The sequence below is a fragment of the Microbacterium sp. NPDC055312 genome (assembly GCF_053645675.1).
Genome location: NZ_JBSHMU010000007.1, coordinates 1 through 12,192, shown reverse-complemented (window position 1 = coordinate 12,192; position 12,192 = coordinate 1). Strand labels below are relative to the sequence as shown.

10 protein-coding genes are annotated in these 12,192 nt (G+C 69.5%); 6 read left to right on the top strand and 4 right to left on the bottom strand.

The genetic code is table 11. The annotated features are described in order from the left end of the window. Window positions 1–2 precede the first annotated feature (2 nt). The gene (locus tag ACWIDW_RS13440) at window positions 3–1,316 is read right to left on the bottom strand and encodes an ABC transporter substrate-binding protein (RefSeq protein ID WP_454125827.1); all 1,314 of its coding nucleotides are present in this window, start codon (window positions 1,314–1,316) and stop codon (window positions 3–5) included. A gap of 147 nt (window positions 1,317–1,463) precedes the next feature. Between ACWIDW_RS13440 and ACWIDW_RS13435 the strand changes: the two genes are divergently transcribed. From ACWIDW_RS13435 to ACWIDW_RS13425, 3 genes are all read left to right on the top strand, one after another. Next, window positions 1,464–2,399: a 2-hydroxyacid dehydrogenase gene (locus tag ACWIDW_RS13435; RefSeq protein WP_454125826.1), complete on the top strand. Its 936-nt coding sequence runs from the start codon at window positions 1,464–1,466 to the stop codon at window positions 2,397–2,399. 47 nt (window positions 2,400–2,446) lie between these two features. Next, window positions 2,447–4,120, top strand: coding sequence for a glycoside hydrolase family 13 protein (locus ACWIDW_RS13430; RefSeq protein WP_454125825.1), 1,674 nt, complete (start codon window positions 2,447–2,449; stop codon window positions 4,118–4,120). A gap of 111 nt (window positions 4,121–4,231) precedes the next feature. Continuing rightward, window positions 4,232–5,242: a LacI family DNA-binding transcriptional regulator gene (locus ACWIDW_RS13425; RefSeq protein ID WP_454125824.1), complete on the top strand. Its 1,011-nt coding sequence runs from the start codon at window positions 4,232–4,234 to the stop codon at window positions 5,240–5,242. Between the two features lie 57 nt (window positions 5,243–5,299). Here the strand turns inward: ACWIDW_RS13425 and ACWIDW_RS13420 are convergent, their stop codons facing one another. After that, window positions 5,300–6,499 carry an MFS transporter gene (locus ACWIDW_RS13420; RefSeq protein ID WP_454125823.1) on the bottom strand — a complete coding sequence of 400 codons (1,200 nt, stop codon included), beginning with the start codon at window positions 6,497–6,499 and terminating at the stop codon, window positions 5,300–5,302. A gap of 83 nt (window positions 6,500–6,582) precedes the next feature. Here ACWIDW_RS13420 and ACWIDW_RS13415 point away from each other — a divergent pair, with 83 nt between their 5' ends. Beyond that, window positions 6,583–8,043: an alanine/glycine:cation symporter family protein gene (locus tag ACWIDW_RS13415; RefSeq protein ID WP_454125822.1), complete on the top strand. Its 1,461-nt coding sequence runs from the start codon at window positions 6,583–6,585 to the stop codon at window positions 8,041–8,043. A gap of 133 nt (window positions 8,044–8,176) precedes the next feature. After that, window positions 8,177–9,454 (top strand): Na+/H+ antiporter NhaA, encoded by a 1,278-nt coding sequence (gene nhaA, locus ACWIDW_RS13410; protein WP_454125821.1) that lies wholly within the window; start codon window positions 8,177–8,179, stop codon window positions 9,452–9,454. 67 nt (window positions 9,455–9,521) lie between these two features. Here the strand turns inward: nhaA and ACWIDW_RS13405 are convergent, their stop codons facing one another. After that, window positions 9,522–9,725 (bottom strand): cold-shock protein, encoded by a 204-nt coding sequence (locus tag ACWIDW_RS13405; RefSeq protein WP_454125820.1) that lies wholly within the window; start codon window positions 9,723–9,725, stop codon window positions 9,522–9,524. Between the two features lie 292 nt (window positions 9,726–10,017). On the opposite strand from ACWIDW_RS13405, the gene ACWIDW_RS13400 reads away from it, so the two are divergent. Beyond that, the gene (locus ACWIDW_RS13400; RefSeq protein ID WP_454125819.1) at window positions 10,018–11,250 is read left to right on the top strand and encodes an amidohydrolase; all 1,233 of its coding nucleotides are present in this window, start codon (window positions 10,018–10,020) and stop codon (window positions 11,248–11,250) included. Window positions 11,251–11,281: 31 nt separating this feature from the next. Here the strand turns inward: ACWIDW_RS13400 and ACWIDW_RS13395 are convergent, their stop codons facing one another. Then, complete coding sequence (locus ACWIDW_RS13395; RefSeq protein ID WP_454125818.1) at window positions 11,282–11,950, bottom strand: GTP pyrophosphokinase; 669 nt, start codon at window positions 11,948–11,950, stop codon at window positions 11,282–11,284. Between the last annotated feature and the right edge of the window lie 242 nt (window positions 11,951–12,192).

The window sequence follows — 12,192 nt, the reverse complement described above, 5'->3', positions numbered from 1 at the left end:
GACTACTTCTTCGACCGTTCCTTGACGAGCTTCGCGACGGTGTCGAGGCTCTGCTGAGCGTCGGTCTTGCCCTCGTAGAGCTTCTGGAACTCCTCGCTGATGGCGACGGGCAGGCCGGGGACGCGCGCCTCGGCGGCGTAGTCCTCGAAGCCGACGTCGCGCATGTCGAGGAAGGTCTGGGCGTGAGCGGGGTAGCCGTCTTCGAGCACGACCTCGTCGGCGCCCTTGATCGACGGCACGGCGTTGCCGCCGCCCTTCAGGCGGAAGACCTGCCCCTCCGCGCTGAGGAACTCGGTCCAGAAGGTGAACGCCGCATCCTTCACCTTGGTCTTGCCGTTGATGGCGAGGTATGAGGCGGCGACGCCGGTGGGAGCGGGCTCGCCGTCGGGGGTGGGCCAGCGCACGATGTCGTACGAGTCCTGCACGCCGGCCGACGTGAGGGTGCCGATGGTGTAGCGGCCCTGCACGAAGAAGCCCGCCTTGTGAGTGACGAAGACGCTGTCGGCGCCCGCGCCGTCGGGCAGGGTGTCGGCGACGACGAAGGTGCCGTCCTGGAACAGATCGCCGAGCTGCTGCATCGCCGCGACCGTGTCGGCGTCCTTGTTCGCCACGAAGGCGCCGCTGTCGTCGTACGGCGCGTCGATGCCCTGCGACGACAGCCAGCTCCAGTGGGTCGCCCAGTAGTTCCAGAACATCGAGCCGGTCAGCTTCGCGTCGTGCAGCTTGGCGTTCATCTCGAGGTACTTCTCGGTCGTCCACTGCCCGTTCTCGGCGAGCGTGGCCGGGTCCTCGGTGACGCCGGCGGCCTTCAGCGCCTCCTTGTCGTACCAGAGCACGTCGGGGTTCGAGTCGTTCGGGGCCGCGAACACCTCGTCGTCCTTCTCGGCCGCGCCGAACAGGCCGGGGAAGAAGTCGTCGTGCTTGGTCTTGCTGTCCTTCGAGTCCATCAGATCTTTGAGCGGCATCAGACGGCCGGAGTCGACGAACTGCCCGATCATGTCGTCACCGACGTAGAACACGTCGGGAGCGGTGTTGCTGGTCAGTTGCGCGAGCAGCTTCGAGTGGTAGTCCCCGTAGGCGGCCACGGGCTGCAGCTTGACCTTGATGTCGGGGTGACGCTTCATGAAGTCCTTGTTGAACTCCTCGAAGCGGGTCAGCTCGTCGGCCGTACCCCAGGTCGACCAGATGACGGTCGCGTTGCCGTCAGCGTCCACGCCGCCGCCGCGACCGCCGCCGCCGCTGCAGGCGGCGAGGCCCATGGTGAGTGCGCCGACGGCGATGCCGGCGAGAAGCTTCCGGTACTTGGAGCGGGACATGCCGCCACCTCTTTCATCATTGGAAGAGCCGGTACACCGGCAGGAGAGTCAATCTCTAGTATTCTGTATACAGAACACACGCCTGTCAATGCTCCGTGACCATTCCGATACCGCGCCCGGACCGGATCACCCGGCTAAGGTCGACGCGTGAGCCTTCTCGTCACCGTGCCCACCGACCGCCTGGCCGAGAACCTCGGCGCCCTGCCCGACGGGGTCGAGCTGCGCATCTGGGATCTGCGCTCCCCCGCTCCGGCTGAGCGGATCGACATCGTCGTGCCGCCGTATATGGCCGGCGACCGCGTGCTCGCGGCGCTGGACGGGCTCGAGGTGGGACTGGTACAGGGCCAGTCGATCGGCTACGACGGCGTCGCCGAGGCGTTGCCGTCGGGCATCCGGTTCGCCAACGCCGCGAGCGTGCACGAGGCATCGACCGCCGAACTCGCGGTGGGCATGATCATCGCCGCGCAGCGGCAGCTGCCGCGCTTCGTGCGGGCACAGGAGCGCGGCGAGTGGGCGCCGGTGTTCGCAGAGAGTCTCGCCGACCGGCGCGTGCTGCTGGTCGGATACGGCGGCGTCGGCACGGCGATCGCCCGGCGTCTCGCCCCGTTCGAGGTCGAGCTGACGGCCGTGGCGCGCACCGCGCGCACCGAGCACGTCGAGGGTGTCGGCGAGATCACCGTGCACGGCATGGACGAGCTCGACGCGCTGCTGCCTGACACCGAGATCGTGGTGCTGAGCCTGCCGGCGAGCGACTCCACGCACCATCTGTTCGACCGCGAGCGCATCGCGCGCATGGCGGAGGGCGCCCTGCTGGTGAACGTCGGCCGCGGGTCCCTCATCGACTCCGGCGCCCTGGTCGACGCGCTGAACGCCGGCGCGATCCGCGCCGCATCCGACGTCTTCGAAGAGGAGCCGCTGCCCGCCGGGCATCCGCTCTGGAGTGCCCCGAATCTGCTCATCACCCCGCATGCCGGGGGTGCGTCGACGGCGATGAACCCACGGATGGCGCGGCTGCTCCGGCGCCAGATCGACCGGATGCTGGCCGGCGAGCCGCCGCTGAACGTCGTCATCCCGGCATCCTGAACACACGGCCGAGAACGCGATGTAAGCGCTTGCAGTAGCCTGATCTCATGGCACAGCGTGAACAGCAGCGTGAGCAGATGGCGGCCCCCGGTTCGGAATGGTGGCGCACCGCCGTCATCTACCAGATCTACCCCCGCTCGTTCGCGGACGCGTCCGGCGACGGCATCGGCGACCTGCCCGGCGTCACCAGCCGGCTCGACGACCTGAAGAGCCTGGGCATCGACGCCATCTGGCTGAGCCCGTTCATGACCAGCCCGCAGAAGGACGCCGGTTACGACGTCGCCGACTACCGCGACGTCGACCCGCTGTTCGGCACGCTCGACGATTTCGACGTGATGCTGAACGAGGCGCACGCCCGCGGCATCCGGGTGATCGTCGATCTCGTGCCCAACCACTCCTCCGACCAGCACGTCTGGTTCCAGGAGGCGCTGAAGGCGGCCCCCGGCAGCCCCGAGCGTGCCCGCTACGTCTTCCGCGACGGCCGCGGCGAGAACGGCGAGCTGCCCCCGAACAACTGGGAGAGCGTGTTCGGCGGCGGCATGTGGCAGCGCGTGGTCGAGGCGGACGGCTCGCCCGGGCAGTGGTACCTGCACATCTTCGACGCATCGCAGCCGGACTTCGACTGGACCAACGAAGAGGTGCGTGAGGAGTTCCGCAGCATCCTGCGCTTCTGGCTCGACCGCGGAGTCGACGGATTCCGCGTCGACGTGGCGCACGGGATGATGAAGGAAGCGGGGCTGCCCGACTACGCCCCCGTCGCCGACGCCGACTCGATGGGCGGCGGCGAGGAGAACGTGCCGTACTGGGGGCAGGACGAAGTGCACGACATCTACCGCGACTGGAACAAGGTGCTCGCCGAGTACGACGGCGACCGCGCCCTGTGCGGCGAGGCGTGGCTGCCGACACTGAAGAAGACCGCGCTCTGGGTGCGCCCCGACGAGATGCACCAGACCTTCAACTTCCCCTACCTGATGACGCCGTGGGATGCCCAGGAGCTGCGCCTCGTCATCCGCGAATCCCTCGAGGAGTTCGGCAATGTCGGCGCCCCGAGCACCTGGGTGCTCTCGAACCACGACGTGATCCGGCACGCCTCGCGCCTCGCGCTGACCGTCGACAGCCCGCAGGGCGACGGCATCGGGCCAAAATCCGAGGGCAAGCCCGACCCGGTGATCGGTCTCTCCCGCGGACGCGCGGCGAGCACGCTCATGCTCGCGCTGCCCGGTTCGGCGTACGTCTACCAGGGCGAGGAGCTGGGCCTTCCGGAGGCGATGGAGATCCCCGACGAGTTCCGTCAGGATCCGACCTGGTTCCGCACGAACGGCGAGCGCTACGGCCGTGACGGCTGCCGTGTGCCGCTGCCGTGGACGGCCGAGGGTCCCGCGTTCGGGTTCAACGACACCGACGCCTCGTGGCTGCCGCAGCCGGCGGAGTGGGCGGACTTCGCTCGCGACGTGGAGGAGGGCGATCCCGGCTCGACGCTGAACCTGTACAAGCAGCTGCTCAGCGAGCGCGCCGCACGGGCCCTGGGCAGCGGGTCGCTGGTCTGGGACGACGTGGCCGACTCGGCGGTCGCCTTCCACCGCGGCGAGCTGCACGTGGTCGCGAACCTCGGCGACACCCCGATCGAGCTCGGCGACGACGTGACCTTCGTCGTGCAGAGCGAGCCGTTCGCCGGCACCGCCCTGCCCCCGGACACGGCGGCCTGGTTCACACGCGCTTGAGCGCGCTCCCCGGAACGCGAGACTAGCCTTGCAGCATGAGACGGGACATCCGGAGCACTGTCTCGTGTCCGAAGGCAAGTCTCGCGGTCGGACGAGAGCAGGGGTGACGTCGTGGTGAGCATCGACGAGGTCGCCCGGCTCGCGGGGGTGTCCACCGCGACCGTGTCGCGGGCGCTCAGCGGGCGCGGGCACGTGTCGGACGGCGCGCGCGAGCGCGTGCGCCAGGCGGCGGACTCGCTCGGCTACGTCGTGTCGTCGCGTGCGTCGAGCCTGGCATCCGGGCGCACCCGCAACGTCGGCGTGATCGTGCCGTTCCTCGACCGCTGGTTCTTCGGGGCCGTGCTGTCGGGCGTCACCAGCACCCTGATGCGGGCGGGCTACGACGTCACGCTGTACAACATCACCGCCGACGTCGAGGTGCGCCGTCAGGTGTTCTCGACGTTCCTGCGCCGACAGCGGGTGGATGCCGTGATCGCGGTCGCCATCGAGCTCGACGCCGACGAGACCGCCCGGCTGCTCGATCTCGGTCTGCCGGTGATCGGCGTCGGCGGTCCGAACCCGCAGCTTGCCACCCTGACGTTCGACGACACCGCCGTCGCGCGGCTGGCCACCGAGCACCTCATCGCGCTCGGGCACCGCGACATCGCGCACATAGGCGCGGCGCCCGAGTTCGAGGCCGACTTCCGCGTGCCGTCACGTCGGCGCCTCGGCTTCGAGCAGGCGCTGGCCGCCGCGGGCCTGGAACCCGACGCGGCGCGTCTCGAGCCGGCCGACTTCACCGTCGACGGCGGGTACCGCGCCGCGACGCGGCTGCTCGGCGGCTCCGCGCCGCGACCGACGGCGATCTTCGCCGCCTCCGACGAGATGGCCATCGGCGCGCTGCTGGCCGCGCGCGACCTCGGCATCCGCGTGCCCGACGAGCTCTCGATCGTCGGCATCGACGGGTACGAGCTCGGGGAGTTCTTCGAGCTCACCACCGTCGACCAGTTCCCGCTCGGGCAGGGCGAGCGAGCGGCTGCGGCGATCCTCGCGCAGCTCGAAGGCGCTCCGGATGCCGCGGCCGTCGCCGACCTGCCGTACGAGCTCATCGTGCGCAGCACGACCGCGCCGCCGCGCCGGTAGGCATCCGGCATCCCGCATCCGGCACCCCGCATCCCGCCGAGACGTGCGTGCCCGCGATCAGGCGGCGGGAACGAGAACCCGCGGCGTGGCGCGCGAGACGAGCAGGTGCAGCCCCATCGTCACCGCGAGCACGACGGCCGAGGCGGGCAGCAGTCCGTCGGGCGCGACTCCGGATGCCAGCAGCAGCCCGCCCAGCATGCCGCCGAGCGCGGATCCGAGCTGCATGCCGCTGCCGTTCAGCGCGAGCACGAGCGACATCGACTCGGGGGCGATGTCGCCGAGGCGCGACTGCAGCGCCACACCCGAGCCGCCGTTGAAGAACGCGCATCCGAAGAACCAGGCGAAGGCCGCCACCGCGCCGGCGACGCCGGGCAGCAGCAGGCCCACGGCGCCGAGCAGCGCCACCGCGATGAGGATGCCGATGATCAGCCCGATCACCCGCGTCGGCCCCACCCGGTCGGTGACACGACCGGACAGGATGTTGCCGCCGAGGCTGACCATGCCGTACCCGAACATCGCCGCGATGATCGGTCCGCCCTCGCCGACTCGCGGCTCGAAGATGTACGCCGCGTAGGTGAAGCAGAGGTAGCTCGCGCACATGATGCCGGTCGCGACGAGGACGGCCCCGATCACGGCCGGTCGCGCCAGCGGGCTGAGCGTCTGACGCAGGGTGAGCGCCGGCAGGTGAAGCCGGGGCACGTTGACGAGGATGCCGATCAGCGCGATCGCGCCCACGGCGGAGACGAGGAACAGCGGCATCCGCCAGTCGTCCTGCCCGATCACGAGACCGACCGGAACACCGAGCGCCGTCGCGGTGAGGAACCCGCCGAGCACGAATGCCAGGGCTCGGCCGCGGCGCTCGGGCGGCGACGCCGCGACCACGTAAGCGCTGACGACGGCACTGAGCAGCGCGCCGCCGACGGCCGAGACCACGCGCCCCGCCATCGCCATCGCGTAGCTCGTCGACACCGCGATCATGAGGTTTCCGACCACGAACACGCCCAGCGAGAGCGAGATGACGAGCTTGCGCTCCCAGCGGCCGGTGACCGACGACAGGATCGGCCCCGCGACGGCCGCGGTGAGGGCGAATACCGCGACGAGCTGCCCGGCCGCGGCCTTCGAGATGTCGAGGTCGTTCTGGATCTGCGGCAGCAGGCCGGCGAGCACGTACCCGTCGATCCCCATCGAGAAGGTCGCCAGCGCCAGCCACAGCAGGGCGCCGACCCCGGCGCGACGGTTTTCGTCAGTCGTCTTCACAAACACATCCAAGCAGAATCCGGTATGCCCGATTCCGCCCGGCGCTGTCGTCCCCCTCGGTCTCGCCCCTGAATACTGGTCGGATGGACGCCCTCAACGACTTCGTGCTCTTCTTCGGCGACAAGCTCTGGACCTGGGCGGTGCTGCCCATCCTGCTGGTGCTCGGCCTCTACTTCTCGTTCCGCTCGGGCGTCGTGCAGTTCCGGCTCATCCCCGAGATGTTCCGCACCCTCACCAACCGCACCCCGACGGACGCCGACGGCAGGCCGCAGTCGGTGTCGGCGTTCCAGGCCTTCACCATCTCGGCGGCGTCCCGGGTCGGGGTGGGCAACATCGCCGGCGTCGGCACCGCGATCGCCATCGGCGGCCCCGGCGCGGTGTTCTGGATGTGGACGATGGCGTTCATCGGCGGCGCCTCGAGCTTCGTCGAGTCGACGCTGGGTCAGACGTTCAAGGTGCGCGACAAGGACGGCTTCCGCGGGGGACCCGCGTACTACATGCAGCACGGACTGAAGGCCCGCTGGATGGGCATCGTCTTCGCCGTCATCCTCATCCTGTGCTTCCCGTTCTCGTTCAACTCGCTGCAGGCCAACACGATCAGCGCCACCGTGTCGGGCAGCTTCGGCGGCGAGGTCGCGTGGATCCCGTGGGTGGTCGGCGCGGTGCTCGCGACACTCACCGCGCTGGTCATCTTCGGCGGAGTCCGCCGCATCGCGACGGTGTCGTCGGCCGTCGTGCCGCTGATGGCCCTGGTGTACCTGCTGCTGGGACTGGTGATCGTCGGGATCCACATCGAGCGGCTGCCCGAGGTGTTCGCCTCGATCTACACGCAGGCGTGGGGCACGCAGGAGGTCGCCGGAGGCGCACTCGGCACAATCATCATGATCGGCGCGAAGCGCGGCATGTTCTCGAACGAGGCGGGCCTGGGCTCTGCCCCGAACGCCGGCGCGACCGCCGCCGTCACCCACCCGGTCAAGCAGGGCCTCGTGCAGACCCTCGGCGTGTACTTCGACACGTTCCTGGTGTGCTCGATCACGGCGTTCATCGTGCTCGTCGCGACACCCGACCTGTCGAACGCCGAGCAGGGCATCGTGCTCACCCAGAACGCGCTGGTCAGCTCGCTGGGCTCGTGGTCGAACATCGTGCTGAGCGTGATCATCTTCCTGCTGGCGTTCAGCTCGATCCTCGGCAACTACTACTACGGCGAGTCGAACATCGAGTTCATCCGCGCCCACCGCGGCGTGCTGCAGGGCTATCGCGCCCTGGTCGTGCTCGTCGTGTTCCTCGGCTCGATCGCCTCGGCGGACCTCATCTGGAACACCGCCGACAGCATCATGGGGATCATGGCGATCGTGAACCTCGTCGCCATCGCGCTGCTCTCGGGCGTCGCGTTCAAACTGCTGCGCGACTACCTCGACCAGCGCCGGGCGGGACTCGATCCGGTCTTCACCCGGGAGCGGATGCCCGAGGTGACGGGCATCCAGTGCTGGGAGGACGAGCTGAGCGTCACCGGGCCGATCCCGGTCGCCGGCAGCAGGCGCTGAGCCACCAGCAGCCGGCGCTGAGCGCGGCGGCGCTCAGGCGGCACCCTGGTTCGGCCGGCACGCGCCGATAAACTGGAGGAGGAGTGTCGGGAAGCCTGGTCGACGTCATCGTCCGTCGACCCGGAAGGCCCGCATGGTGCGCTCCTCCTCCCCCCTCCGCCCGCTGTTCCCGACCTCGTCCCGCGCCGAGTCCCGACGCATCGGCGAGATCCTCCGCGCCGAGACGACCGGTGGTGTGCTGCTCGTCGCCGCGGCCGCCATCGCGCTGCTGTGGGCGAACTCGCCGTGGGCCGACGGCTACTTCGCCCTGCGCGACCTGAAGGTCGGCTACGAGCCGTGGCACCTCGATCTCACGCTCGGGCAGTGGGCGGCCGACGGCCTGCTGGCGGTCTTCTTCTTCCTGGTGGGCCTCGAGCTCAAGCGCGAGTTCGTCGCCGGGGATCTGCGGCGGTTCAGCACGGCGATCGTCCCGGTCGTGGCGGCCCTCGGCGGCGTGGTGGTGCCGGCCCTCGTCTACGTCGCGGTCACGAGCGGCGCACCGGGCGCGGCGAGCGGATGGGCGATCCCCACCGCCACCGACATCGCGTTCGCCGTCGCGGTGCTGGCCATCATCGGCTCGAACCTGCCCAGCGCGCTGCGCATCTTCCTGCTGACCCTCGCCGTGGTCGACGACCTCGTCGCGATCGCGATCATCGCGATCTTCTACACCGACACCATCGAGATCGTGCCGCTGCTTGCGGCGGTGGTCGTGATCGCCGCGTACGGCGTGATCGCGCAGCGGTACCGGCAGTTCTTCGACCTGCGGCCGTCGGCGGCATGGCTCATCCTGCTGCCCATCGGCTTCGCCGCGTGGGCGCTCGTGCACGCCTCGGGCATCCACGCGACGATCGCGGGAGTGCTGCTGGGCTTCACCGTGCCCGTGCTGCACCGCAGAGCCGCCCACGACGAGGAGACCGGGCCCGGGCTCGCGGAGGTCTTCGAGCATCGGTTCCGTCCGCTCTCCAGCGGTTTCGCCGTGCCCGTGTTCGCGTTCTTCTCGGCCGGGGTGGCCATCGGCGGCGCTGAGGGCTGGATCGCAGCGCTCGCCGACCCGGTGGTGCTGGGCATCATGCTCGGCCTGATCGCGGGCAAGCCGATCGGCATCGCCCTGGCCACGTGGGCGATCACCCGTGTGCGACGGATCGACCTCGATCCGTCGCTGCGGTGGATCGACATCATCGGCGTGGGATTGCTCGCCGGCATCGGCTTCACGGTCTCGCTTCTCGTCGCCGAGCTGAGCTTCGACGTCGCAGACCCGCACCACGATCAGGCGAAGGTCGCGATCCTCACCGCTTCGGTCGGCGCCGCGCTGCTGGCATCCGCTCTGCTGGGCGCGCGCAACCGCCGCTACCGGAAGCAGCAGACCGTCTGACGGCGCGACCGGACGAAAAACCGGCCGGCACCCATACGGGTACCGGCCGGTTCTCTAGATGCTCGGATCAGAGCGGGCGGATCTTCGCCGCCTGCATGCCCTTGGGGCCGCGCTCGGGCTCGAACTCCACCTTCTGGTTCTCGGTGAGCTCCTTGTAGCCGGAGCCCTCGATGGCCGAGAAGTGCGCGAACAGGTCGTCGGAGCCGTCATCGGGAGCGATGAAGCCGAAGCCCTTCTCGGAGTTGAACCATTTCACAGTGCCAGTGGCCATGTGCTTCTGCTTTCTGTTGTTCTGATCGCTGATGCGACCGGGATGCCACGCTGAACTGTCCGGCGTGCACGATATGGCGATGCCGACCGAGCGGCGCGGGGCGCATGACTCGACGGGATCGGGTGATCCGGATCCGCGGCACTCACACGCGGGTCGGGATCGGGGTGATGGCTGCAACGGGATCCGTGCAGCTGTTGGGAGTGAAGCCTCCGGCGGAGGGACATGAGAACCGTATCATGCTGCCGCCGACAGCGGCCCCGGCCAGCGGATGCCCCGGGGCTAGGCTCAACGCATGACCGTCGACCTCGAGGCACTCTACATCGATCTGCACCGGCATCCCGAGCTGTCGTTCCAGGAGACGCGCACCGCCGGCATCGCCGCCGCTCACCTGCGCGAGCTCGGGCTCGAGGTGACCGAGGGCGTCGGCATCACCGGTGTGGTGGGCGTGCTGGCCAACCCGTCGACGAGCTCAGAGCAGGCCGGACCCGTGGTGTGGCTGCGTGCCGACATGGACGCGCTGCCCGTCGTCGAGGAGACCGGGCTCGCGTACGCATCGACCGCGACCGGCGTCGACCCCGACGGCAACACCGTCGGGGTGATGCACGCGTGCGGTCACGACATGCACGTGACCGCTATGATCGGCGCCGTCGAGCGGCTGGTCGCCGAGCGCGACCAGTGGAGCGGGACGGTCGTCGTGGTGATCCAGCCCGCCGAGGAGTACGGCGCCGGAGCCCGCGCGATTCTCGACGACGGGGCGCTCGACCGCTTCCCGCGCCCCGACGTGGTGCTCGGTCAGCACGTCACTCCCCTGCCCGCCGGCACGATCGGTGTGCGACCGGGGCCGCAGATGTCGGCATCCGACGGCATCCAGGTGGTGCTGCACGGCCGCGGCGGACACGGATCGCGCCCGCACTCGACGATCGACCCGATCGTCATGGCCGCCGCGACGATCATGCGACTGCAGACCGTCGTGTCACGCGAGGTCGACCCGCGCGAGCTCGCCGTCGTGACGGTCGGCGCGATCCACGCGGGCACCAAGAACAACATCATCCCGGCCGATGCCACGCTGCAGCTCAGCCTGCGCTACCCCGACGAGAACCTGCGCGAGAAGGTGCTCGAGAGGGTCGAGCGCGTCATCCGCGCCGAGGCCACGGCATCCGGCGCCGAGCGCGAGCCCGAGATCTCGACGCTGCACCGGCTTCCCGCCACGATCAACGACGCGGATGCCACCGAGCGGGTCGTCTCGGCCTTCCGAGGCGTCTTCGGCGAGCAGTCCGTGGTCGACCCCGGACTGTTCACCGGCAGCGAGGACGTGTCGTGGTTCGCCCGCGACGCGGGCGTGCCCCTCGTGTTCTGGTTCTGGGGCGGCGTCGACCCGACGGTGTACGCGGATGCCGTGGCGGCCGGCACGGTCGACAAGGACATCCCGACCAATCATTCGCCGTTCTACGCCCCGGTGATCCACCCCACGATCGAGGTCGGCGTCACCGCGATGGCCACGGCCGCCCGGGCGTTCCTCGGCTGACGCCGGCGCCCGAAGCCGTCGCCTGAAGCCGTCATGCCTCGATGACGCGCTGATTGCTCTCGTGGGCCTCGCGGTGCAGGCGCTCCATGCGCACATCGAGCTCGCCGGCCGCCTCGGCCGCGTCGGTGAGGCTCTGCACGAGGTGCGCGGGCACTCTCCCTGCGAACTTGTAGTGGATCTTGTGCTCGAGGCTGGCCCAAAAGTCCATCGCGATGGTGCGGAACTGCACTTCGACGGGGATCGCCACCGGCCCGGTGGAGAGGAACACGGGCACCTCGACGATCGCATGCAGGCTGCGGTAGCCGTTGGGCTTGGGCTCGGCGATGTAGTCCTTGACCGTGCGCACCGTCACGTCATCCTGCTGGGTGAGCAGATCGAACAGCCGGTACACGTCGCTGACGAAGCTGCAGGTGACGCGCACCCCGGCGATGTCGGTGATCTCGCGACGGATCACGTCGAAGTCCGCCTCGATGCCCTTGCGGGCGACCTTCTCGACGATGCTGTCGGGCGTCTTCACGCGACTCTTGACGTGCTCGATCGGGTTGTAGGCGTGCATGTGCGTGAACTCGTCGCGGAGGATCGAGATCTTCGTCTCGACCTCGCGCATCCCGAACTCGTACTCCCGCAGGAAGCGCTGGAACGCATCGCGCAGCTGCTTCGCCTCCGCGATCGCGGCGTCGTCGATCGGGAGAATGGTCATGCGCTCGACGTTACGCCGGTGCGTTCGGAATCGGCTGGGCACGACCACCGCATCTCACACCGCGATCGACAGCACGGCCGTGTAACCGCTCTCGACCGACCCGGTCATCGTCGCCAGCTGCAGCACGCTCCGGCGGGTCCGCGGGCGTGACGAATCGGGGGCCGACACTCCAGATGTCGGACCGGGTTGCCTGGGTGCGGCGCAAAGAGGGGTGGGGGGGCGCCGCGTTGCTGGCCACGGCG

Excerpts from the sequence above, each read along its gene's own strand:
- ACWIDW_RS13440 (WP_454125827.1), bottom strand. The coding sequence starts at position 1,316 with ATGTCCCGCTCCAAGTACCGGAAGCTTCTCGCCGGCATCGCCGTCGGC.
- ACWIDW_RS13430 (WP_454125825.1), top strand. The coding sequence starts at position 2,447 with ATGGCACAGCGTGAACAGCAGCGTGAGCAGATGGCGGCCCCCGGTTCG.
- ACWIDW_RS13415 (WP_454125822.1), top strand. The coding sequence starts at position 6,583 with ATGGACGCCCTCAACGACTTCGTGCTCTTCTTCGGCGACAAGCTCTGG.
- nhaA (WP_454125821.1), top strand. The coding sequence starts at position 8,177 with ATGGTGCGCTCCTCCTCCCCCCTCCGCCCGCTGTTCCCGACCTCGTCC.
- ACWIDW_RS13405 (WP_454125820.1), bottom strand. The coding sequence starts at position 9,725 with ATGGCCACTGGCACTGTGAAATGGTTCAACTCCGAGAAGGGCTTCGGC.
- ACWIDW_RS13400 (WP_454125819.1), top strand. The coding sequence starts at position 10,018 with ATGACCGTCGACCTCGAGGCACTCTACATCGATCTGCACCGGCATCCC.
- ACWIDW_RS13395 (WP_454125818.1), bottom strand. The coding sequence starts at position 11,950 with ATGACCATTCTCCCGATCGACGACGCCGCGATCGCGGAGGCGAAGCAG.